At 63.6% G+C, this 23,615-nt stretch carries 19 protein-coding genes; 9 read left to right on the forward strand and 10 right to left on the reverse strand.

The annotated features are described in order from the left end of the window. Window positions 1–3: 3 nt before the first annotated feature. Window positions 4–4,380 carry a GAF domain-containing protein gene (locus RFM68_RS14820; RefSeq protein ID WP_320233718.1) on the reverse strand — a complete coding sequence of 1,459 codons (4,377 nt, stop codon included), beginning with the start codon at window positions 4,378–4,380 and terminating at the stop codon, window positions 4–6. Between the two features lie 327 nt (window positions 4,381–4,707). Beyond that, the gene (locus RFM68_RS14825; protein ID WP_320233719.1) at window positions 4,708–5,385 is read right to left on the reverse strand and encodes an ArsR/SmtB family transcription factor; all 678 of its coding nucleotides are present in this window, start codon (window positions 5,383–5,385) and stop codon (window positions 4,708–4,710) included. Window positions 5,386–5,495: 110 nt separating this feature from the next. On the opposite strand from RFM68_RS14825, the gene RFM68_RS14830 reads away from it, so the two are divergent. The 3 genes from RFM68_RS14830 to RFM68_RS14840 all read left to right on the forward strand — a co-directional run bounded on the left by RFM68_RS14830 (window position 5,496) and on the right by RFM68_RS14840 (window position 8,681). Beyond that, entirely contained in the window at window positions 5,496–6,227 is a 732-nt protein-coding gene (locus RFM68_RS14830) for an MBL fold metallo-hydrolase (RefSeq protein ID WP_320233720.1), read from the forward strand. Continuing rightward, window positions 6,224–7,486, forward strand: coding sequence for an MFS transporter (locus tag RFM68_RS14835; protein ID WP_320233721.1), 1,263 nt, complete (start codon window positions 6,224–6,226; stop codon window positions 7,484–7,486). The genes RFM68_RS14830 and RFM68_RS14835 overlap by 4 nt, the downstream gene beginning before the upstream one ends. Window positions 7,487–7,592: 106 nt before the next feature. Further along, entirely contained in the window at window positions 7,593–8,681 is a 1,089-nt protein-coding gene (locus RFM68_RS14840; protein WP_320233722.1) for an acyltransferase family protein, read from the forward strand. A 25-nt stretch (window positions 8,682–8,706) separates the two neighbouring features. Here RFM68_RS14840 and RFM68_RS14845 read toward each other — a convergent pair whose 3' ends face one another. Further along, window positions 8,707–9,354, reverse strand: coding sequence for a Vgb family protein (locus tag RFM68_RS14845; RefSeq protein WP_320233723.1), 648 nt, complete (start codon window positions 9,352–9,354; stop codon window positions 8,707–8,709). A gap of 36 nt (window positions 9,355–9,390) precedes the next feature. Continuing rightward, on the reverse strand, window positions 9,391–10,611 hold the full coding sequence (locus tag RFM68_RS14850) for a helix-turn-helix domain-containing protein (RefSeq protein ID WP_320233724.1): 1,221 nt from the start codon (window positions 10,609–10,611) through the stop codon (window positions 9,391–9,393). A 124-nt stretch (window positions 10,612–10,735) separates the two neighbouring features. Between RFM68_RS14850 and RFM68_RS14855 the strand changes: the two genes are divergently transcribed. The 4 genes from RFM68_RS14855 to RFM68_RS14870 all read left to right on the forward strand — a co-directional run bounded on the left by RFM68_RS14855 (window position 10,736) and on the right by RFM68_RS14870 (window position 13,728). Next, complete coding sequence (locus RFM68_RS14855) at window positions 10,736–11,491, forward strand: DUF899 domain-containing protein (RefSeq protein ID WP_320233725.1); 756 nt, start codon at window positions 10,736–10,738, stop codon at window positions 11,489–11,491. A 96-nt stretch (window positions 11,492–11,587) separates the two neighbouring features. Beyond that, window positions 11,588–11,824 carry a hypothetical protein gene (locus RFM68_RS14860; protein WP_320233726.1) on the forward strand — a complete coding sequence of 79 codons (237 nt, stop codon included), beginning with the start codon at window positions 11,588–11,590 and terminating at the stop codon, window positions 11,822–11,824. Between the two features lie 195 nt (window positions 11,825–12,019). Continuing rightward, window positions 12,020–13,042: an aminopeptidase gene (locus tag RFM68_RS14865; protein WP_320233754.1), complete on the forward strand. Its 1,023-nt coding sequence runs from the start codon at window positions 12,020–12,022 to the stop codon at window positions 13,040–13,042. Between the two features lie 38 nt (window positions 13,043–13,080). Continuing rightward, complete coding sequence (locus RFM68_RS14870; protein ID WP_320233727.1) at window positions 13,081–13,728, forward strand: class I SAM-dependent methyltransferase; 648 nt, start codon at window positions 13,081–13,083, stop codon at window positions 13,726–13,728. A gap of 202 nt (window positions 13,729–13,930) precedes the next feature. Here RFM68_RS14870 and RFM68_RS14875 read toward each other — a convergent pair whose 3' ends face one another. From RFM68_RS14875 to RFM68_RS14885, 3 genes are all read right to left on the reverse strand, one after another. After that, window positions 13,931–15,064: a substrate-binding protein gene (locus RFM68_RS14875; RefSeq protein WP_320233728.1), complete on the reverse strand. Its 1,134-nt coding sequence runs from the start codon at window positions 15,062–15,064 to the stop codon at window positions 13,931–13,933. 75 nt (window positions 15,065–15,139) lie between these two features. Next, a complete protein-coding gene (locus tag RFM68_RS14880; protein WP_320233729.1) occupies window positions 15,140–15,412 on the reverse strand; it encodes a hypothetical protein in 273 nt (90 codons plus the stop codon). A gap of 90 nt (window positions 15,413–15,502) precedes the next feature. Next, complete coding sequence (locus tag RFM68_RS14885) at window positions 15,503–16,969, reverse strand: HD domain-containing phosphohydrolase (RefSeq protein ID WP_320233730.1); 1,467 nt, start codon at window positions 16,967–16,969, stop codon at window positions 15,503–15,505. Window positions 16,970–17,321: 352 nt separating this feature from the next. Here RFM68_RS14885 and RFM68_RS14890 point away from each other — a divergent pair, with 352 nt between their 5' ends. Together RFM68_RS14890 and RFM68_RS14895 are read left to right on the forward strand one after the other, a co-directional pair. Beyond that, the gene (locus RFM68_RS14890; RefSeq protein ID WP_320233731.1) at window positions 17,322–18,782 is read left to right on the forward strand and encodes a phospholipase D-like domain-containing protein; all 1,461 of its coding nucleotides are present in this window, start codon (window positions 17,322–17,324) and stop codon (window positions 18,780–18,782) included. A gap of 24 nt (window positions 18,783–18,806) precedes the next feature. Continuing rightward, entirely contained in the window at window positions 18,807–19,616 is an 810-nt protein-coding gene (locus RFM68_RS14895; protein WP_320233732.1) for an endonuclease/exonuclease/phosphatase family protein, read from the forward strand. Between the two features lie 13 nt (window positions 19,617–19,629). On the opposite strand, the gene RFM68_RS14900 is transcribed toward RFM68_RS14895, so the two are convergent. From RFM68_RS14900 to RFM68_RS14910, 3 genes are read right to left on the reverse strand one after another with little or no spacing between them, the layout of a single operon-like run. Next, entirely contained in the window at window positions 19,630–21,618 is a 1,989-nt protein-coding gene (locus RFM68_RS14900) for a glycoside hydrolase family 127 protein (RefSeq protein ID WP_320233733.1), read from the reverse strand. Window positions 21,619–21,646: 28 nt separating this feature from the next. After that, complete coding sequence (locus tag RFM68_RS14905; protein WP_320233734.1) at window positions 21,647–22,504, reverse strand: carbohydrate ABC transporter permease; 858 nt, start codon at window positions 22,502–22,504, stop codon at window positions 21,647–21,649. Continuing rightward, the gene (locus RFM68_RS14910) at window positions 22,504–23,430 is read right to left on the reverse strand and encodes a carbohydrate ABC transporter permease (RefSeq protein ID WP_320233735.1); all 927 of its coding nucleotides are present in this window, start codon (window positions 23,428–23,430) and stop codon (window positions 22,504–22,506) included. Before RFM68_RS14910 ends, RFM68_RS14905 begins: the two co-directional genes overlap by 1 nt. Between the last annotated feature and the right edge of the window lie 185 nt (window positions 23,431–23,615).

Here is a 23,615-nt window from a genome sequence, read left to right on the forward strand (position 1 = left end):
GTCCTACCCCTCCGCCACGCCAGTCTCCGCGAGATCTTTTGCTGCGTCACCGCGTCTCTGCCGGGCGGCCGGCACTGCTTTGTTCAGCGAGGCGATGAGGTCCTCGACACGTAGCGGCTTGCTGAGATAGTCGTCCATGCCCGCTTCCAGATATCGCTCCCGATCGCCGGCCATGGCGTTAGCGGTGAGCGCGACGATGAGAGGCTGCCGCGCGTTTTCGCTACCCGACGCCCGGATTAATCTCGTCGCCTCAAGGCCATCCATGTCCGGCATTTCGATATCCATCAGAATGACGTCATGACTGGCTTGGATGTAGGAGGAGACCGCCGACCGCCCATCGACTGCCAAATCCGGCCGGTAGCCCAGACGCTCGAGCACCTTGGAGCCGAGCTTTCTGTTGGTGGCATTGTCGTCCACGAGGAGTATCCGAAGCGGAAGCTTTTCCGCCATCGCGCTATCAAGCGCCGTTCCTTTCGGTTGATCAGGTCTGTGGTAGCGCGTAGGGGTTCCGGCGAAGATCGAGAGCAGCGCGTTCAACAACGGCGAAGGCTTGATCGGCTTGGAAAGCGCGGCCGCGAACTTTAGGCCTTCCATCTCCTTTTTCCTGTCTTCCGACATCGGAACCATCGAACTCAGCAACACCAGCGGAACGCTGTCCTTACTTTCGAGTGCCCGTATCTTTCTGGCCAGTTCGATCCCGTCCATGTCGGGCATGTTCATGTCGAGAACGATGACATCGAAGACTTCACCTGCCTCAAGCCTTAGCAGCGCGTCGGCCGGATGTTCGCTTGCCGATGCAACCATATTCCATGACTGCGCCTGCAGGGACATGATGCGCCGGTTCGTAGCGTTGTCATCGACGACCAGCAGTCGCTTGCCGGCCAGCTCGCCAGTTGCCGGCAGCGCTTTAGCCGCTTTTTGGCTCGAAGCCACTGGAGCGCGGATCGTGAAGAAGAATGTCGTGCCCTTTCCTTCTGCACTATCGACCCAGATCTCACCGCCCATCAACTCTACCAGACGCCTGCTGATGGCCAGACCGAGGCCAGTCCCGCCATAGCGCCTGGTCGTAGAGGCATCGACCTGGCTGAACGATTTGAAAAGGCGATCCATCCGGTCCCTCGGTATGCCGATACCCGTATCGCGCACGGCGAACTGGAGTGTGCACATGTTCCGCTCGCCGTCCGCTTGTGAACCGGCATTTGCGGCTGCGGACGGTACCGCCACCACCGAAAGGACGATCTCTCCCCGCTCAGTGAATTTGACAGCGTTGTTGAGGAGATTGATCAGCACCTGCCGCAGCCGGCTGCTATCGGCAATGATCGCTTCCGGCGTGCCCGGCTCGACGAGATAGCTGAGGTCCAACCCCTTCTCGGCCGTCCTTGGCGCGATCAGATCGATCGCACTTTCGAGGCACTCGCGCAGTTCGAACTGCCGAGGATCGAGATCGAGTTTGCCGGCCTCGACCTTGGAGAAGTCGAGGATGTCATTGATGACGGTCAGCAAAGCTTCCGCGCTGTTGTTTATCGTCTCGCCGATTTCCCGCTGCTCGTCGTCCAGCTTCGTGGCAAGCATCAAGTTGGCCATGCCGATTACGCCGTTCATCGGTGTGCGGATTTCATGGCTCATGGTTGCCAGAAACGTGCTCTTCGCCTCGTTGGCCGATTCGGCCGCCTCCTTCGCCTGCTGGAGAGCGAGGGACAATTGCTTCAACTCCGTCACGTCCTGAGTGGACGAGACGATGCGCGACCAGTCATTTGCCGGATCGCCAGGAAGCTGCACCGTCTCGACAAGGTAGAGATCGCGTCCGCTAAAATCCTGTTCGACGACCTCGGTTGAAGTGTGCAGGTGGCCATCGAGATATTGCGCTACGGCATCGGGATAGGTTGCCCAGGAATGTTCACCGGTGTCCGCCTCCAGTCGAGTTCGCAATGCATCCTTGCTTTCAGCGCCGTAGAGACGAACCAGAGCATCGTTGAAATCGATCCAGCGCACGGAAGCGTGGAGTGACTCCGCCACTTGTGGATTGTCTCGTAGGTAGTCGCGAATGTCGCCGATCCCCTGCCTTACCAAGCCGTCGACGATAACTTTGAGACCTGACCAATCCTCCTCCCAAAGCGGAATCGGAGCTGACTCGAAAAGTTGACGGAACCGTCCTTCGCTCTGGCGAACGGCGGCCTCGGTATACTTGAGATCGCTGAACAGCTGCGCATTGTGCAGGGCGGCACCGGCAGTGGCTGCGATGGTGGAGAGCAACCGGAGGGAGTCGTCGTCGAACATACCCTCGCGAGTTGTGCTCTGCACACTGATCACGCCGACGTTGCCCTGAGCGGTCTTGATCGGAACACCAAGATACGACAGTGCGTCCTTACCCACCGGAGTTGCCCCAATTTTCGCACCGCGTTCGGCCACATCCTGGTTGATGAGCAACGGCGCTCCGGTTTCCAGGATTTTACTCGTCAGGCCTTCGCCCAGCCGAAGCGTGGTAAAGGCTTCGCCGAATTGATAAGGGAAATGAATGAGCTTCGTCTTTGGATCGAGCAAAGCGACGTAGACGATGTCGGCGCTGAAGATTTCCTGCATCTGATCGCCGATCAACTGAATCGTGTTGCCAAGTTCGGCTTCGCCGATCAGTGCCTGGCTGACCTTACTGATCGCACCTAGTTCTGCCGCGCGCTGTTGCGTCTCCTTGAGAAGCCTCTGGGTCTCGTCGAACAGGCGGGCGTTGGCGATCGCGACACCCATGTTGGAGGCTATCGTCTGCAACAAGCGTACGTGGTTCTCGTCGAACGCGTTCTTTTCGTAGCTTTGTACGCTAACCACGCCGAGCGTTCTTTCGCCCGAATTTATCGGCACGCCAATGTAGGACGAGGTCCTGTCCTCTTCATAAGGAAAATAGGCGCCGCGCCTTCTTCCCTCTTCCATGGTGCTGAAAACCAACGGCTTTCCCGTGGAGATGATTTCCGATGTAAGACCGATCCCGAGTGGGAACGGCTCGATGGCCTTGTAACCCCTGTAGTAAGCGTAAGGCACTCGAACCAATCCGGATTGGCTGTCGTGCAACAGAATCTCGCTGACATCGGTGCCGAAGGCCTCCCTGACCTTGTCGCCTACCAGCCGGATGACGGTGTCGACGTTCAACGACTTCGTCATCGCTTCGCCGACGCTGTTGAGAATGGCGAGTTCCTTGGCCCGGTCTTGCGCCACCTTGAGGAGTCGCTGCGTCTCGTCGAACAGGTATGCGTTGGCAATGGCAACGCCCATGCTGGACGAGAGCCCTTGCAGCAGGCGCACATGATCTTCGTTGAATACATTCTTTTGGTAGCTCTGGACGCTAACCACACCCAGCGTTCTGTCGCCGGCAATGATCGGGACGCCGAGATAGGACTCGGTCCGGTCGTCCTGCGTCGGCATCAGCGCGCCCAGAGCAATGTGCTCCTCTATATTCCCTAACAGCAGTGGCTTGCCCGACAGTATGACTTTCGAAGTCAGGCCTTCGCCCATTACAAATGGTTCAGGATCCTGGTAGTCGCGGTAGAATGCGTAAGGGACAGTGATCAGATCGGACGTCTCATCGCGCAGCAAGATTTCGGTTACCTCAGTGCCGAAGATCTCGCGAACCTTGTCGCCGACAATTCGGGTCACTGTCTTCACATTCAACGTCTTCGCCATCGCTTCGCCGACGCTATTGAGAATGGCGAGTTCCTTTGCGCGGTCCTCTGTTACTTTCAGCAGCCGCTGAGTTTCGTCGAAAAGGCGCGCGTTGGCAATCGCGACGCCCATGCTAGAGGATAACCCTTGCAACAGGCGCATATGATCTTCGTTGAACGCATTCTTCTCGTAACTCTGCACGCTGACAACGCCCAGGGTTCTGCCTCCGGCGATGATCGGCACGCCGATGTAGGATTCGGCTCTCTCCGCTTCAGTGAGTGCGATGACACCGAACTCAAGGGACTGTTCGAAAGTCCCTAAATTCAGAGGCTTTCCGGAGAGGATAACCTTGGAGGTCAATCCTCCGCCCAAAGCAAACGGTTCGACATCCTGATACTCGCGATAGAATGAATACGGGACGGTGATCAGATCAGAGATCTCATCGCGTAACAGGATTTCGGTAATGTCCGCCCCGAATATTTCGCGCACCTGATCGCCGACGATGCGGGTCACCGTCTTGACATTCAGCGTCTTCGCCATCGCATCGCCGACGCTGTTAAGAATGGCCAGTTCCTTGGTCCGTTCTTCGTTGACTTGAATCAGTCGGTTGTTTTCCACGGCAAGACGGTCAAGTTCGATCACCGCGACCGCATTGGCACTTTCCAATTCGGTTATGCGCTGGTTAGCGGATGCCAGGCGGCTGGCGAGGTCGCCTTCAACTGAGCCCTGCATATCGGCTTCTCCCAAAGGGACATTCCGCCAAGAGTTCGGCATCCTTCCCCCAACTGCCCATCGCATATTAGCAGGTAATGTTACATACCAAGCACTTGATTGACAGTACCTGGCGCGCGCTGCTCTTTGCGCCGCCGGCTCAGGACGTCCTCCTGCGATGTCTGCTTCTGACGCAATCGCGACCTCAGCATCGGCACCAGCAATGTCCGCTTTTGGTAGGCGGCCAAGTCGGCCGTTCGTCGGCCCACTCAGCCATTCCCCATATTGTAATCAGGCGTCTGGAATTGGGCGCTTAGTCGCCTTTGGGCCCGCGAGCATTCCGCGCTGCTAGCCCCGATACCAGGCGGCCATCTCCACCGGCAGGCCGGCGGCTCTCCATTCCGGCATGCCGTCCTCCAGGCGCCGGGCGGAATGGCCGAGCGAGCGCAGCGCCGCGACGGCCTCGAAGGACATCACGCACCACGGACCGCGGCAATAGGCGACGATTTCCCTGCCGGCGTCGGCGCTGCCGGACCACGTCTTGATTTCACCCAACGGAACATTGATCGCGCCGGGCACGTGGCCGAGCGCGAACTCGTCCGCCGGGCGGACGTCGATCAGCGTCACCAGCCCGTCGCGCATCAGCGCCTGGAGCTCGTCGCGCGTCACCGGCCGCATGTCGTCGCGCGCATCGAAATAGCGGCGCACGATGCGATCGACTTCGGCGAGGCGCCGCTCGGCAACGCCGCGCACCGAGGCGAAGGCCGACAGCACGCTGGTATCGCTCAGCGAATAATGCACGAACTTGCCGTCGCGCTCGGCCGAGACGATGCCGGCACGGCGCAGCGCCTGCAGATGCTGGGAGACGTTGGCGACCGGCTGGCCGAGCTTGGCGGCCAGCGCCTCGACACTGCGCGCGCCTTGCGCCAGATGCTCGATCATCTCAAGGCGCAGCGGGTGCCCGAGTGCCTTGGCCACGATCGCGAATTGTTCGTAGAGCGCCTGTTTCGGATTGCGGATTGACATCGGCCTTTCTGCAACGCATCGTCATTCAATGTAATAATTGAATGACAGTTTCGACCTGCTGTCAAGCCGGGCGGCTCGCCCGGTGCAGCTGCCCGTCCGGAGGAAAAGCGATGATTTTCAGGCAGTTCCTGCATAGCGACCCGGTCGCCGCCTCCTATCTGTTCGGCTGCGGCGGCAAGGCTTCCGCGGCGATCGTCGATCCGGTCGGCGACATCGCGCCCTATGTCGAGGCGGCGCGCGCGACCGGCATGCGCATTCTCTATGTCGTCGACACGCATATCCATGCCGACCACATCTCGGCAGGGCGATCGCTCGCCGAGGCGACCGGGGCCGAATACGTGCTCTTCGAGGGCGCCGAGGCAGGCTTCCCGTTCCGGCGCGTGAAGGACGGCGAGGTGCTGGAGCTCGGCAATGTGACGGCGACGGTGATGCACACGCCGGGCCACACGCCGGAGCATCTGAGCCTTCTGGTCACCGACCGGACGCGGTCGACCGAGCCCTGGTTCGTGCTCACCGGGCATACGCTGATGGTCGGCGATCTCGGCCGCACCGAGCTTGCTTCGAGCGCGCAGGACGGGGCGCGCGCGCTTTATGCCAGCGTGCGCCGGCTGAAGGAATTGCCCGACCATATCGAGGTGCTGCCCGGCGCCTATTCGGGCTCGGTCTGCGGCCGCTCCCTGAGCGGCAAGCCGACATCGACAATCGGCTTCGAGCGGCGCTTCAACAAGGCCTTCCGCATCGAGGATGAGGGTGAGTTCGTCGCCGCCATGACCGCCGACATCCCTCCCCCGCCGCCGGAGGCCGCCCGGACCCGGGCGGTCAACGCCGGGGCGAAATCTTGAGCGCAGCGGCGCCCGCCGTCGCGCTTGGCCTCAAGGCCAACTGGAAGCAATTCGCGCTCTTGGTGCTGATCAACGCCTTCGTCGGCGGCATGGTCGGCATCGAGCGGACCGTCGTGCCGCTGATCGGCGCGGAGGAATTCGGCGTCGCCTCGACCACGCTCATCGTCTCCTTCATCGTCAGCTTCGGCGTGGTCAAGGCCTGCGCCAATCTCGTCTCCGGCCAGCTCGCCGACACATGGGGCCGCAAGCGCGTGCTGATACTCGGCTGGCTGTTCGGCCTGCCGGTGCCCTTCATCATCATCTGGGCGCCGAGCTGGGGCTGGATCGTCGCCGCCAATGCACTGCTCGGCATCAACCAGGGGTTCGCCTGGTCGATGACGGTGATCATGAAGGTCGACCTGGTCGGGCCGAAATCGCGCGGGCTTGCCGTCGGCCTCAACGAGTTCGCCGGCTATCTCGCCGTCGGCGTCACCGCTTTCCTGACAGGTTATCTGGCGAGCCGCTACGGGCTGCGCCCGGTGCCGATCTATCTCGGGGTCGGCTATGCGATCCTGGGCGCGGCGCTGTCGATCCTGCTTGTGCGCGACACGCGCGGGCATGTGCGGCTGGAACTGGCCAACCATCCAAAACAGGCTTCGCCGCTCAGCTTTCGCGAGATCTTCATGCTGACCTCGTTTGGCGACCGAAATCTTTTCGCCGCATCGCAAGCCGGCCTGGTGAACAATCTGAACGACGGCATGAGCTGGGGGCTGTTTCCGCTCTTCTTCGTCGCCAATGGGCTCAGCGTCGAGCGCATCGGCATCCTCAAGGCGGTTTATCCGGCGGTGTGGGGCATCCTCCAGGTCGCGACCGGGCCGCTGAGCGACCGCTGGGGCCGCAAAGGGCTGATCGTCGCCGGCATGTGGGTGCAGGCGGCGGGGCTTCTGCTCACCGCCATGACGCACGATTTCGGCTGGTGGCTGCTGGCGAGCGCCATCCTCGGCCTCGGTACGGCAATGGTCTATCCTAGCCTGATTGCCGCGGTGTCGGACGCCTCGCATCCGTCCTGGCGGGCACGCTCGCTCAGCGTCTATCGCTTCTGGCGCGACCTCGGCTATGCGATCGGAGCGCTGTGCGCCGGCCTGATCGCCGATTTCTTCGGCTTCGTCGCGGCGATCGGGGCCATCGCCGCGCTGACCTTCCTGTCGGGCGCGATCGTCGCAGTGGCGATGCGCGAGCAGCGGACCGCTGCACTTCCTGCGGCATCAGGCAAAGGTTAACGCCGGCCCCGAACAAGGAACCCGTTTACGATATCGTAAGCTTGTTGCTGCGGGGCATCGGCCGGTCCGCTACAATCGCGGAAGTTGAATTTCCTCGAGATCGCGCATGAGCAGCCCGAACCGCATGCCGTGGGTGGACACGGCAAAAGGCCTTTCCATCATCCTGGTGGTGATGATGTATGCCGCCTACAACACCGGCGAATACACCAACGGCGTCGGCTTCCTGCATTATGCGATTGGCTTCGCGACGCCCTTCCGCATGCCCGAGTTCTTCCTGATCTCTGGCCTTTTCCTGTCGCAAGTGATCGACCGGCCATGGCGGCGCTATGTCGACCGGCGCGTCGTCCATTACCTCTATTTCTACGTGCTATGGGCGATCATCTCGATCGGGCTGAAGATCGGCATCTTCAGCCGCGATCCCGCCGGAATGCTGCATGACCTGGCAATGGCCGTCGTCCAGCCCTATGGCGTCTTGTGGTTCATCTATATGCTCGCCGTGTTCGGCCTCGTGGCGCGCCTCGTGCGCGAGCTTCATGTGCCGCACTGGATCGTCATAGCAATCGCGGCCGCGCTGCAGATGTGGGCGCCGCGTCCGGACAGCTACGCCCTCGAGCAGTTCGCGGCCTATTTCGTGTTCTTCTATCTTGGCTTCGTCCTGGCGCCGCTGGTGTTCCGGCTCGTCGCGTGGACGCAAGGCCGGCCGGCGATTGCCGTTGCGGGCCTGCTCGCGTGGGCGCTCGTCAACGGCCTGCTCGTCTATTCGCCGGGCTACGCTATGCAGCCGGTCGGCATGCAGATGGGCCTGGCGGCATGGCCGCCGCTGCATCTGGTTCTCGCGGTCGCCGGTGCCGTGGCGCTGTGCGTTGCGGGCGGTTTCCTGTCGAAATTCGCCTCGATGGAATGGCTGCGCTGGCTCGGCGAGCATTCGCTCGTCGTCTATGTCGCCTTCACCATCCCGATGTCGATCTTCCGCGGCGCAGCGCTGGCAAGCGGTCTTCTGACCGACACCGGCATGCTGAGCCTTGCGGTCCTGCTCGTTTCGGTCATCAGCCCGGTGGTGCTCTACTTCATCGTCAAGCGCATCGGCTTCGGCAACTTCCTGTTCGAGCGGCCCGCCTGGGCGCATATCGACGGGCCGAACGCCGCGAAGGCCTCCAACAAGCCCATGACGCGGCCGGCGCGCGAAGCGGCCTGATCGGACCGCCTCTTCAGGCGAGCGGTCACGTGCCGGCATCGTATCCCGGACGGCGCACGGCCCGGACCTTGCCGCTGCCGCCGCCACCGCAGAAGAAGCAGCCCTTGCCATCGGATTCCAGCCCGGACACGCCGGTCCCGGCCGGCATCTCCAGCGTCTGCAGCACCTCGCCCGAGCGCGGATCGACGCGGCGCAGATCGCTCTCGTCGCCTTCCCAGGTGCCATGCCAAAGCTCGCCGTCGACCCAGGTGACGCCGGTGACGACGCGGTTGGATTCGATGGTGCGGATGATCTTGCCGGTCTCGGGATCGATCTGATGGATCCTGCGGGCCCGATGCTGGCCGACCCAGAGCGAACCCTCGGCCCAGGCAAGACCTGAGTCGCCGCCATTGCCCGGCGCCGGGATGGTCGCGATAACCTTGCCGGTGCCCGGATCGATCTTGTGGATGCGGTCCTCGGCGATCTGGTAGAGATGCTTGCCGTCGAACGCTGTGCCCGCATGCGAAGCGACGTCGATCGACTGCACGATCGCGCCGCTTTCGGGATCAAGGGCGTTCACCTTGTCGCCATCGGCGAACCACACTTTCTTACCGTCATAGGTGACGCCATTGACGCGCTCGGCGCCCGGAAAGGGTCCGTATTCACGCAGGATCTCGGCGGCTGCTCTTTTCATTTCTAATCTCCATCGATCTGAACGATCTGCAGCAAACTAATCGCTCGGCAGCGGGCCCGGGAGTAACAAGACAGTCGGGAATCCGGTCACCGGCGGCATCATCCAGCGGCGCGCCCGGCCGCGGCCGACCGCCTGCACCTTGTCCTCGCCCGACAGCCGCTCCAGAGCGCGCTGCACGGTGCGCGCGCTGGCGCCAAGCGCGATCGCCAGCGCCGAACTCGACCAGGCCTCGCCATCGGCCAGGAAGGCGAGCATCGCGCCGTGCTCGTCCTCGACCGGCGGCGCCAGCACGGCGACCTCGGCGACGTTCAGCGGCGTGAGCGCAAAACCGGCCGCCGTCGCGTCGATCCCTGCCAGCGCGGCGAGCTCGGCCCGCAGCCGTCCCATCTCGACCCTGAGCCGCGCACGATGCGACTCGTCGGCATGCTTTGCCCGGAAGGCGCGCCTCAGCAGCGTCTCGCGCGATGCATCGGCCGGCCATGCCTCGGCGAGCGTGCGCGCCAGCGCGAACAGCACCGGCCGGGTTGCCAGCGAAACGACCGCGTCGGCTTCACGCACGACGTTGCGGCAGGCATCGATGACCAGCGCGCCCGAACTCAGCAGTGCCTCGACCTCGTCGAGCAGAAGCTCTTTCTGCGCGCCGCGCGCGATCAGCCGGCCGACCGGGGTGTTCAGAACCAGCGATGCCGCTTCGACTTCGGCCCGCAACGCCGGGATGTTGGCTTCGTAAGCGGCAAGCGATGCCCTGCCGAACGCCGAGCGCGCCGCCTTGGTCCTGAGACGCCGGACCGCGATGCCGGCGGCGGCCAATTCATGCGCGACGCGCGCGACCGGCGGCAGCGGCGCCGGATCGAAATCCGAAAGCAGGCGCTCGGCCTCGTCGAGACGGCCGATCAGGATGAGGCGGCGCGCCTCGAGGCTGCCGGCATAGGCGGCGTTCAGCCGGTCGCCATGCGCGGCAAGCGTCGCGCGGGCGGATCGCAAAGCCTTCTCCGGCCAGCCGAGGTCGCGCGAAACCAGCGCGATCTCGGCCTCCGCCACGACGCAGCGGGCGCGCGCCACCGCTTCCCTCGGGCTGAAGGCGCGGGCGGCGTCCTTCAGCAGCGCCTTGGCCTTGGCGAAATCGCCAAGCTGCGCCATCGCGATTCCGCGCAGCGCCAACGCCGGCGCGTCGTCGCGCAGCGCCACGCGCTTCAGGGCGCCGAGCGGATCGCCGGCGGCAAGCGCGCGGCCCGCAGCATTGATCAGCGAGTCCATGAAGAACCCGCCTCAAAGCTTGCCGCAGCAAATCGCGTCACACTTGTAACTCTCACCATCGAACCGTGCGGCCCTATGTCTGTCCTCGTCACCCCCAACCAAACCCAAGAACGGGACAAGAGCAATGACCCAACACATGAAGACACCACCGGTCGTTTCGCAGGAAGCATGGGAAGGCGCGTATGGAGAGATGCTGGTTAAGGAAAAGTCCCTGACCCGCGCCCGCGACGCTTTGGCCGCCGAACGCCGCCGCATGCCGTGGATGGAAGTCAAGAAGGACTATGGCTTCGAAGGCCCGAACGGCAAGGCGAGCCTGCTCGATCTGTTCGAAGGCCGCCGCCAGCTTGTCGTCTACCGCGCCTTCTTCGAGCCCGGCGTCTTTGGCTGGCCGGAGCACGCCTGCCGCGGCTGCTCGCTCGGCGCCGACCAGGTCGGCAACCTCGCCCATCTCAACGCCCGCGACACCACCCTTGCCTATGCCTCGCGCGCGCCGCAGGCCGACATCCAGCGGCTGAAGCAGCGGATGGACTGGAAGATGCCCTGGTACACCATCACCGACAGCTGGGATAAGGATTTCGGCGTCGACGAATGGCACGGCCACAACGTCTTCATCCACGACGGCAAGCGCATCTTTCGCACCTATTTCGTCAACAACCGCGGCGACGAAGCCTTTGGCACCGTCTGGAGCTATCTCGACGTCACGCCGCTCGGCCGCCAGGAGGTGTGGGAGGATTCGCCCGAGGGCTATCCGCAGACCCAGACCTACAAGTGGTGGAACTGGCACGACAATTACGAAGAAGGCGCCGCCCCCGACCAGAAATGGGTCGAGATATCTGACGCCGGCGAAGCGGCGTTCCGCAACAAGGACGCCTCAGCGTGAAGCGACTCCGGTGGCGCAACCCGCGCGCCGCCGGAGCCGATCTCTGCGCCCTTGTTCCTATGGGCTTGAAAACCTGACCGCTTAGAAGGTGGAACCATGAGCATCGATCCCCCTCGCCCAACCGGCCTGAGCGGCTTCGGCCTCGCCGACTGGCTTTGCCTCGCCGCGGCGCCCACCTTCGCTACGATGGCGCTGCTGACGGCGGCCTATGGCGGCCAGGACATGATGTGCATGTCAGGCGCCTCGGTGCTCAGCGGCATGGTGCCGATGTATCTCCTGATGGCGGCGTTCCATCTCGCGCCCTGGCTGCGGCTGGTGGCCAGGCGGGCGTGAGATCTTCGTTAGCGCCGTATGGCTTGACGACCGCTGAGAAATCGAAAGTCCGACCCGCTGCCCCTCCAGGTCTTGACGAAAACAGGCGCGCCTGTTTGAGACACGGGAGCAAATGGGGACATTTGCTCCGCGGGGAGATGAGCAAGCGGTGGGCAAGCTGTGAAGCGCGTTTTTCGGTTGCTTGCCGCTGTGATCATGGCGTCCGGCGTGAGCGGGTGCACAAGCATTTCCTACTACGCGCAGTCGTTGGAGGGCCATGTGCAGATCATGGCGGCGCGCAAGAATGTTGCGAAGCTGATCCGCGATCCCTCGACGCCAAAGGCGCTGCGCGGCAGGTTGACGTCGGCGAGCGCCATACGACGGTTCGCGACAGATGAACTGGCCTTGCCCGAAAACAATAGCTACCGCAGTTATGTCGACATCGGTCGGGACGATGTGACCTTGGCCGTTTTTGCCGCGCCGCAATTCTCTCTCGCGCCGACAACGTGGTGCTTTCCAGTCTTCGGCTGCGTTCCCTACAAGGGTTATTTTTCGCGGAAAGACGCGCTCGAAAGTGCCGCTGAACTGCAGCGACAGGGGCTGGACGTCTATGTGTCCGGCGTCACCGCATATTCCACGCTGGGCTGGTTCAGCGATCCGCTGCTCAGCACCATGCTGCGTCAGGACGACACCCATCTCGCAAGCCTTATCTTCCATGAGCTGGCACATCAGAAAGTCTATGTGAACGGCGACTCCGCGTTCAACGAGGCTTTCGCGGTTACCGTCGAAACCACCGGTACGAGGAAATGGCTCCGCGCCACCGGCAATCGCGCCGGATTGCGCAGTTACGAAATCGATCGCAAGCGCAAGGCGGATTTTCTCGAACTGATATCGAAAACCCGGGACGAGCTGAGGCAGGTCTTTGGAAGTCCCCGTAGCCCGGAGCAGATGGCGGCCGCCAAAGCAGCCACGATCGACAGGCTGCGGGTGCGCTACCGGCAAATGCGCGACAAGCGATGGGGCGGATACCGCGGATACGACGCCTGGTTCGATAGCCCTATCAACAACGCAAAGCTTGCTGCGACCGCCGTCTACGGCGAACAGGTTCCGGCGTTTCTTCGCTTGTTCGACTTGTGCTCTGGCGACTATCCGAGGTTCTACGCCTCTGTTCGACGGATCGGAAATTTGCCCGCACCTTCCCGAGCCGAAATGCTTAAAACTGCGGCCACGTGTAGTTGACCATGTAAGGAATTCACTATCCGGAGGCCGCGCGGGCAATGTTGGACAATTATGAGGTGGACAGGTTCGGCGTGATCCACCAGATCGACTTCACGCCGATCAAATACGACAAGAAATACATTTCCTATTACGAGGACCTGAGCGACCGGACCATCAAGCTCGGATATCAGCGGCTTGGCTGGGTGCTTGGCATCACCGGCGAGATCCCTCAATCCGTGCTGGAGATTGGATATGGCACAGGCACATTCGTCGAAGCCGCTAAAATAACCGGCGTCGTCGATTGCGCCGGCTGCGATATCGCTGAGTTTCCTCTGCCAAAGGGCGTCCGCTTTGTCGATTGGGATGAGGCGCTCGCCGGCGCGTGGGACCTCGTCGCCATGTTCGACGTGATCGAGCACATCCCGGACCTCAGTTTCCTTTCCCGCCTTCAGACCCGCCACTTGGCCATCACCGTCCCCTATTGCCGCTGGCGCGAGTTCGGCGCCGGCGGCGACGCGTGGTTCCGGACGTGGCGCATGCGCCTGCCCAACGAGCATCTGCACCACTTCGACCGTGACTCGCTGGTGGCGCTCCTCGCTGCCAGCGGCTTCCAATGCGTGACGCTGAACTGTTTCGAGGACGGGATCAGACTGCAGCCCGGAGAAGCGGGTCCGAATATTCTGTCGGGCTTCTTCAGGAAGCTTTAGGCCCGGTTGCGGCGCCAACCAAAAGGCCAGCACGGTCACGTTGGCGACGCGCTCGAGATATTTGTCCGTCGGCGATTTCTGGTCCGACGCCGCAGATGGCGGTCGCCTTGTAACTGACCCCACTACCGGCGCGCTCGGGTGGCAAGGTGCAAGCATCTGCTCGCACCCACCACCTGCAAGAGCAGCGATCGGGGCCGCTGGCTCAGTCCGTGCCGCTGATTTCGAGTTCGCCGGCAAGTACCTGTTCGTTGGGATCGATCGGACCCAGGTTCTTCACGACGTGGAACCGACCGCGCCGCGCCTGCGCGATGTACATGTTCATGCGGACGTGATGCTGACCGGGCACCATTTCGGCCGGACCGCCCGGTCCCTCGCCGATGCGGGCATGATCGAGCGCCCGGATGACCGCGTCGCGCTCGACGGTGCCGGCCTCGTTAACCGCCGCTTCCCACATCCTGATCGCCCGGTAGTGGCCGGTGCAGCCGCTGCCTGCCGTCAGCATCGCGCTGCCGGGGAACCTGTCTGCATAGCGATGCAGGAGCGCGCGGCCGAACGGATCGTCGAGTTCCTGGTAGTAGTCGAGGCAGCTGCAGAGCCCCTCGATCTGCTCGGACGGCACGAGATTGAAGAAGTTCTCGTCGAAGTAGGTGCAGACGATCCTACCGCCCCGCTTGCCGAAACCGGCCTTGTGCAGCTCGTCGAGGAACGGCGTCAGTCCCGGCGGAACGATGGTGTTGAACACCACCTCGCCGCCGCTCGCCATGATCTGCTGCACCGTCCGCCGGAAATCGACGGTATCGAGCGGGAAATACTCCTCGCCGACGATCTCGCCGCCATTGGCGCGCACCACCCGGCTCGCCGCCTTGTTCAAAATGTGGGGCCAGATGTAGTCGGCCGACGGCAGATAGAAGCTTTTCGCCCCGGTGCTCTTCATCAGCCACGGTATCAGCGGCTCGACCTGCTGCGCGGGCACGGGACCCGTGCAGAAGATCAGGGGATCGTTTTCCTGCCCCTCATACTGCTCGGTGTAGATGTAGAGCGTCCTGCCCCGCGCGACTGCTTCGCTCTTGATGGCCAGGCGGGTCGAGCTGTAGATGCCGCCGACGACCAGGTCCACCTTGTCGACATCCACGAGTTTGGCGGCGCTTGCCTTGGCGGCGCTGTCGGTGGTCTCGCCATCCTCGATGACGAGCTTCACCGGCCGGCCGAGCAGGCCGCCTTTGGCGTTGATGTCGTCGACGAGCATGGTCGTGAGGTTGGCATTGGCGATGCCCATGAAGGACAAGGGGCCGGTGAGTTCGGCGATAAGGCCGATCTTGATGGGTTTCGGATCCATCTGATTTCTCCGATTGTTGGGGTTTCGTTCGGGCGCGCCGCCGCCGTGGATGGCAGGCGGCGCGCAGCGTGAAGATCAGGCCTCGTAGTGGCCGAGCAGAAGTGCGGCCTGCGGCTTCCCGACGTGGCCGGCTTCCTGCATGATCCCGGGCACCTCGGGGTCCGACACGAAGTTCTTCCAGCCCTCGGCGTCCCAGTCGAAGATAGCCCAGATGCGGTCGGCCTCGCTGGGGTCGCGGAACACCGTTGCGCCTTGCGAGCCGTGCAGCCGGCGCTTGTCGGCGCCCTTGGTCGAAAAGATACTGATGAAGCGGTCGAGATCCGCCACCTTGGTCGTTGCGAGAAGCATGGGAGTTCCTCCTGTCGGTCGCGGCCACCATTGGTCCGTCGACAGGATGACGATGCGCCCCTTCGAACAGGCGCACATGGGGTGTATTCCCTATGCCTGGGTCTCGCCCGGCCGGACAAGGCCGTGCTCGACCGCATAGAGCGCGGCGGCGGCGCGGGTGGTCACGCCGACCTTGGAATAGACGTTCTGGATATGGTGGTCCGCGGTCTTCGGCGAGATATCCAGTTTCCGCGCCACTTCCTTCGCCGTCAGGCCGGCGGCGATCAGGCGCAGCACCTCGATTTCCCGCGGCGTCATGCCGGCCAACGAGCGCGGCGCCGGCCGTCGCGATGGCTGTCCGGCGAAGGACAACACGGCCTCGGCGGCGTCGGGGCAGATACAGCCCTCACGGACGGCGGCCCGCAACTGCGTCGCCGCCGCCTCGCTGGACAATGCCTTGCGATGAGGGCGCTCCTCCCGCGACGTCTGGAATGCTTCGGCGACGGCCAGGATCCTCGCCGCCGGGGACAGGTCCGAGCCGCCGACCTTGCGGTGATATCCGGAGCCGTCCAGGCGTTCGTGATGGCGCAGGACGAGCGCGGCCATCGGCCCGCCCTCGTGACCGAACGAAGCCAGCGCCCGCTCACCGTAATAGGCGTGCAACTGCGCCGCGTCGCGCTCGCGAACCGACAGCGGACCGTTGCGCATCCAGGTCGCCACCGGCACCACGAGCTCGCCGATGTCATGAATGCAGCCCGACCACCGCAGGGCGCGAACGTCCGTGGCGGGGAGTCCCATTTGTCTCCCCGCACCCTCGGCGAGTTCCGCCACCATCCGTGAATGGCCCTGCGTGAACGGCATGCGCATGTCGATCATGTCGGCGATGGCGAGGAACGCCTCGTCGCAGGCCGCCTCGTCCAGCGTCACCGGCGGATCGGGCTCAAGCGCCAGGATCGTCTCGCGGTCGACCGTCGCTCCGATGCCCTCCATCAGCGCCGATGCATTGGCCGAGACGAGTCGGGCCAGTTCCGCTTCGTATGGGCCGTCGGCGCGGCTGGCAATGGTTTCGGCCATCCCGTCGATGCCAACGGCATCGCTGAGCGCTATGACATCCTGCGCCAAGGTGATCAGGCGTACCGCCGGCAGAACATCCTCGCCGCTCAGCCCGCGCGGCAGGCCCTTGCCGTCCCAGCGTTCGTAGATCTGTCCGAGGTTTCGCCGGATCTCGTCGGACAGGCCCAGCCGCTCACCGATCCGCTGTGCGACCTCGCAATGCGCGGTGAGCACCGGGCGGGCCACCGCGATCGCCTGCGACATCCCGGCCTCGATCGCCTTGGCCTGCGCGGCGGGATCGAGATCGTAGTAGAGCCGCTTGAAGGCCTGCACGAAGACCCGGCCCAGTTCCGCGCGGTTGCCCATGTCGAGACCGACAAGATCCTGGCGGAGCGCGATTTCATCGCCGAAGGTGGCCGACAGAATATCCGTGTCCGCATTGCAACCGACATAGCGCAGCATCGACTGGTGGTAGGCATTGCGACGGTCCTGCTCGGAAGCGCCTGCGAGATCGGCGATCCGCATCGCAAGCACGCAGGATTTCAACGCAAAGTCGCGTGAATGGCCGGTGGCAAGGTCCGAAGCATAGGCGAGGACCATCATGAAGTCCGCCCTGCGGATCGAAATGCCTGTCATCGCCCCTCCTGGCGCACCATGCTAGTCCCCAAAGCCGTCAATACCTAGGGGAAAATCCCAGGCCCGATCCGCAGTCCTGCGTGAAACTGAGACCGACCACTTTAGGTCAAAAGCCGACGATCAGCACACGGACAGCTTTGGTAGCTAATCTGGCCTCCCGATCACCCGCCAAGCGCTTGTCCTCGGCTTGCCCCGACCTCCTGCATTGCCTTCCGCGCCCGCCCGCACAATAGTCGCGTCAATGTTTGACGCGATCGCGAGTCACTGGTCCACGCTTATCCTGATCCTGTCGCTGGCGATGGCGGCGGTCGGCATCGTGCATGCCATCATGACCAAGGAGGACGTGCGCGCCGCCACCGGCTGGGTCGGCGTGATGCTCTTGTCGCCGTTCCTCGGCGCGATCATCTACGCCATCGCCGGCATCAACCGCATCCGCCGCGCGACAATCAGCGCCATGCGTCCCGTCTCCAGCGAGGCGGCAGCGGCGAGGCACGACCGCGACGTCGCCCTGGAAGCCTTGATCAACTCCGAATACGGCCAGCGTTTCACCGGGCTGAAGACGCTCGGCGACAGGGTGACGCGGCGCCCGCTCACCTCGGGAAACACCATCGCCGTGCTCAAGACCGGCGACGAAGCCTATACGGCGATGTGCCGGGCGATCGACGCGGCGCAAAGAAGCGTGCTTCTGGAAACCTATATTTTCGACAATGACGCGGTCGGGGCGCTTTTCGTCCAGTCGCTCGGCAACGCCGTCAAGCGCGGCGTCACCGTGCGGGTGCTGATCGACGCCGTGGGCGTGCGCTACTCGGTGCCCAGCATCCTGAAACAACTCAGGGAAGCCGGCGTCACCGTCGATCTCTTCAACGGCAACATCGTCATGGGCCTGAGACTTCCCTATGCGAACCTCAGAACGCACCGGAAGATCCTGATCGTCGATGGAACGGTGGCGTTCACGGGAGGCATGAATATCCGCAAGGGATTCTCAGCCGAATTCGCCGGTTCCGACAGTTCGCGGGACACACATTTCGAGATCGCGGGGCCGGTGGTGGCAGATCTGTTCTCGGTTGCCGCCGAGGACTGGCGCTTTGCCGGCAACGAGGCGTTGAAAGAGGGACCCTGGGAGGTCGAGCGGACAGCGCCACCGCCCGGGCAGCCGATGCTGGTGCGCGCGGTCGCGACCGGACCGGACGCTTCCAACGAAACCAACCTCAAGCTGCTGATGGGGGCGTTCTCGGTCGCCCGCAAATCGATCCGCATCATGTCGCCCTATTTCCTGCCGGACCGGGAATTCATCAGCGCGCTGACCACGGCCGGCCGGCGTGGCGTCGAAATCGACATCGTCGTGCCGGCGGTGAACAACCTCTTCCTCGTCGATCATGCGATGACGGCGCAGTTCGACCAGGTGCTGAAGCACTATTGCCGCGTCTGGCGCCACGAAGGCGCGTTCGACCACTCGAAGCTGATGGCAATCGACGGCGTCTGGGCCTATGTCGGCTCCTCCAATCTGGACGCCCGCTCGCTGAGGCTGAATTTCGAGATCGACATGGAAATCCTGGATCAAAACTTCGCCGCCGAGATCGACGCCCGCATCGCGGCCGCCATCTCCACCGCCCAGCCGGTGACGCTGCAGACGCTGAAAGCAAGGCCATTCGTAATCCGCGTCTTCGACCGTTTGCTGTGGCTGGGATCGCCCTATCTTTAGAGCAGGAAATCGAGCATCGGGATCATGGAGATAGACGACATAAAAGGACGCAGCCTGCCGGAGACCGTGCTCCTCTCGATCCGCGGCAGAAGCGCGCGCAAGGGCAAGGCGACACCGCGCAAGCGCGTCGCCGGCGCCGAAATCGTCGTTGCCTCCTATAATGTCCACAAATGCATCGGCACGGACCGCCGATTCGACCCTGAAAGGACGGCGCGCGTCATCCGCGAAATGAGTCCCGACGTGATCGCGCTGCAGGAGGCCGACAACCGCTTCGGCGACAAGGCCGGGCTGCTCGACCTTAACCGGCTGGAACTGGAGACCGGGCTGGTACCGGTGCCGGTCATAGGAAACGGCAAGGGGCATGGCTGGCGCGGCAATGTGCTTCTGTTCAAGCGCGGCACGGTGCGCGACGTCCACCAGATCAAGCTGCCGGGACTGGAGCCGCGCGGCGCGCTCGTCGCCGAGATCGATCTCGACGAGAAACGGACGCTGCGCGTCATTGCCGCCCATCTCGGCCTGTTGCGCCGCTCGCGCTCCGAACAGGCCCGCGTCGTGCTCGACATCATGAACAGCGCGGACGAAAGGCCGACGCTGCTGCTCGGCGACCTCAACGAATGGCGGCTCGGCAACCGCTCGGCGCTGAACACGCTGCACACGGCCTTCGGACCGACGCCGCCGGCGGTGCCCACTTTCCCAGCCGGCCTGCCGGTGCTGGCGCTCGACCGCATCATGGGCAACCGGCACGATTTGGTTTCAGCGGTGGAGGCACATGACACACCGCTGTCGCGGGTCGCCTCCGACCACCTGCCGCTGACGGCCTTCGTGCATCTGTAGCCGCTACCCTGCCCTACCCCTCCCTCAGCCACACCAGCATCTCGCCGGGATCGCGGTTGTCCCAGGCGAAATAGGGAACCGCCTTGAGCTTCGTCTCCTGCGCGGCAGGCGGTTCGGGACGGTAGAGATCGGCACCCCAGTTCTCCGCTTCCGCTTTGCTGCCGATGGCCGAGAGCGTGACGACGCCGCCGAGCAGGTTCGGCTCCTTATGGGCCTCGAGCCTGGCCGTGCGCGGCAAGGCGATGCGATGCAGCCCGCCGCCATTGTCGGTTTCCTCGACGCAATAGATCAGCGGGCCGCGCGCAAGCGCCACGCGGCCGATGTCCTGGCGCACCTGCGGGTTGGCGAAGAGGCGCGCCATCGACATTTCGAGATCGAGCTCGACCCGATCGCCCTTTTGCCATTCGCGGCGGATCGCGGCGTAACCGTCGCCCGTCGCCGTGTCGAGATCGAGCATCTTGCCGTTCACCTTGAGCGTCGCCTTGCGGCACCAGGCGGGTATGCGCAGGTGGAGCGTGAATTCCACCGGCGCCTCCGGTCCAACCTCGACCGCGACCGCGCCGTCCCAGGGATAGTTGCTGGTCTGGACCAAAGTAACCGGCTGGCCGGCGATCTCGAAACGGGCTGTCGAGTCGCCATAGAGATGCACGGCGAGGGCGTCGTCGGCGAGACCGTAGAAATAGCTGCCGATCGACGCCACCATGCGGCCGATATTGGGCGGGCAGCAGGGGCAGCGGTGCCATTTCCAGCGGTGATGGCCGCCGCGGCTCTCCAGCGGGTTCTCGTAGAAGAACAGCGAGCCGTCGAGCGACAGCCCAGAGATCGAGCCGTTGTATAAAGCCCGCTCCATCATGTCGGCATAGCGGGCGTTCGGCCCCATGCCGAGCATGCGGTTTGCCCAGAACACCAGGCCGACCGAGGCGCAGGTCTCGGCATAGGCGGTTTCGTTCGGCAGATCGTAGTCGCTGGTGAAGCCTTCATTGTGCGCCGATGGCCCGAGGCCGCCGGTGACGTAAAGGCTCTTGGTGGTGAGATCGTCCCAGAGTCGGTTGAGCGCGGCGCGCAAGCTGTCGTCGCCGTACTCGGTCGCGATGTCGGCCATGCCGGAAAAGAGATACATCGCCCGGACCGCGTGGCCGACGACTTTGTCCTGCTCGCGCACCGGCTTGTGCGACTGATTGTATTCGTAAGTCTTGAAGTGATAGGCCTTCGGGTCGGCGCCGCGGGCGCGGGCCTCCTCGTCGAAATAATGCGGTTGCTGGCCGCGCTGGTCGATGAAGTACTTCGCCAGGTCCATGTATTTCTTCTCGCCGGTCGCTCGCGCGAGCTTCACCAGCGCCAGCTCGATCTCCTCATGACCGCAATAGCCCTTCCGCTTGCCCGGCTCCGGGCCGAAAGTGTCGGCGATATGGTCGGCGTAGCGGCTCATGATGTCGAGAAGCTTGCGTTTGCCGGTCGCCTGATAATAGGCAACCGCGCCCTCGATCAGGTGACCGGCGCAATAGAGTTCGTGGCAGTCGCGCAAATTGGTCCAGCGCAGGCCGGGCTGGATGCGCTGGTACCAGCTGGACAGATAGCCGTCCTCCTGCTGCAGCTTGCCGTACATGTCGATGACGGCATCGATCTTCTTCTCCAGCTCCGGGTTGCGCCGGCGGTAGAGTGAATAGGCCGCGGTCTCGATCGTCTTGCCCCAGTCGGAATCCCAGAACATCTGCGTCGTCACCGTCGATCCAGTGAACTCGGCGCCCTGCTCGTCGGCCTCGTCCGGCGACGGCGAATGGAAGGGAATGACCACGCCCGGCGACGGCCGGTCCGGATCGATCTGCTCCAGCATGCGCGCTTCGACGCAGCGGTCGTAGAGGATGCCGGCGGTCCTGGCGGCGACCGCGTCGACACGATCGCCCCAGAAGCCGCGGACATCGACCTGCGGCACGGGAAGCGGCCGGAAGGCGAGCTTCGGCTTGGCGGTCTCGGCTGCGGCGGCGGGCTGCGATGCGGACATAATTTCACTCCATTTCGACTGCGGCAGATTACTTGACGGCCCCGGCCATGAGGCCGCGGATGTAGAAGCGCTGCAGCGCCAGGAACAGGATCAGACAGGGCACCATCATCACCGTGACGCCGGCCTGCACCGCGCCCCAGTCGATGGCGCCGAAGCGGCCGGACTGCAGCGCCGTCATCATCACCGGCAGGGTGAATTTGGACTGGTCGGTCATCAGCACGAGCGCCGCCAGGAACTCGTTCCAGGCGCCGAGGAAGGCGAACAGCGCGATGGTGACGACGCCCGGCCAGACCAGGGGCAGCATCACCTTGACCAGCATGGTGACGTTATTGGCGCCGTCCATGCGCGCCGCCTCCTCGATCTCGCGCGGCACCGCGTCGAAGGCGTTGCGCATCATGAAGATCGAGAACGGCAGCTGCAGCGTGACATAGACGCAGACCAGCCCGGTCAGCGTGTTGTGCAGGCCAAGTTTCGTCAGCACCAGGAAGATCGGCGTCAGGATCGACTGGAACGGGATCATGATCGTGGACAGGATGAGGACGAAGAACAAATCCCTGAAAGGAAAGCGGAAGCGCGAGAAGCCGTAGCCGGCGAGCACGCTGACCAGCACGGAGAGCAGCACCGTCATCACCGAGACATAGATGCTGTTTTGCGCCGAGACCCAGAGACCGTCGCCGAAACTGTTCAGCGTCTGATAATTCTCGATCGAGAAGCCGGTGGTCGGCCAGGGCGGCAGCGGCGGCTGGCGCGCCTCCTGCGCCGGCTTGAAGGTCGACAGCACGGTCCACACGATCGGCGCCAGGAACAGCAGCGAGGCGATCATCCCGGTGGAATGCCGGGCGAAGCTGAAGGTGGCCTTGCGGCCCTGCGACATCGCCTCGGCCATCAGTCGAGCCCTTCGGGTTTGCGCAGCAGCCAGAGCTGGATGAGGCTGAGCGCCACCAGGATGACCAGCAGCACCATGGAAAGTGCGGCGCCGTAGCCGAGCTTGAACGACACGAAGGACTGGTTGAAGATCCAGTAGACGGCCGTCAGCGTCTGGTTGCGCGGGCCGCCGCGCAGGATGATGTAGAACTGGTCGAAGGCGAGGATGGAGCCCGCGACCGACAAGATCAGCGCCAGCGCCAATGTGCGGCGCATCAAGGGCAATGTGATCGCCCTGAATCTGGCGAACGGCCCTGCCCCGTCGATGACGGCCGCCTCCTGCAGATCCTGCGGGATCGACTGCAGGCCGGTCATCAGGATGATCATGGTGAAGCCGGCGACCTTCCAGACCACCATGGCGATGATCGACCAGAAGGCCGGCTGGAAAGTGGCCAGCAGATTGACCTTCTTTTCGGTCAGGCCGAGGTCGAAGGCGGCCGGGCTGAACAGGCCGGAATCGACGTTGAGCAGCCACGACCACAACAGGCTCGCCGAGGCGAAGCCGACCACCGCCGGCATGAAGAAGGCGGTGCGGTAGAGATTGGTGAGCGGGCGCGGCTTTTCGATGAAGATCGCCAGCGGAAAGGCGACGGCGAAGATCGCGATGGTGACGATCACGGTGTAGTAGGCGGTGAACCTCAGCGCGTTCCAGAAGCGTGTGTCGCGCAGGATGGCAACGTAATTGTCGAGGCCGATGAAGGCATGCTCGCCCATCAGCGGCCAGTTGTTGAGCGACATCCAGGCTGTCATGCCGAGCGGGATGACGAAGAAGACGACGACGAAAGCGACCGCAGGCAGGACATAGAGCAGGCCCACCCATTGCCGGCGGCTGACGCCGGTGCGTGAGCGGGCGCGGGCGGGTACGGAGGTTGCGGTGATGGCGGTCATGGTCTGGCTCCCCCTTCTCCCCTTGTGGGAGAAGGTGTCGCCGAAGGCGACGGATGAGGGGTGTTCCAGCGGAGTGAGACGCCGGCGTTGCCTGGAACACCCCTCATCCGTCTCGGCGCTGCGCGCCGATCCACCTTCTCCCACAAGGGGAGAAGGAGAAGCAAACCTCGCGACGCCTCAAATTG

It is taken from the genome of Mesorhizobium montanum (assembly GCF_033977145.1).
Lineage (GTDB): Bacteria > Pseudomonadota > Alphaproteobacteria > Rhizobiales > Rhizobiaceae > Mesorhizobium > Mesorhizobium montanum.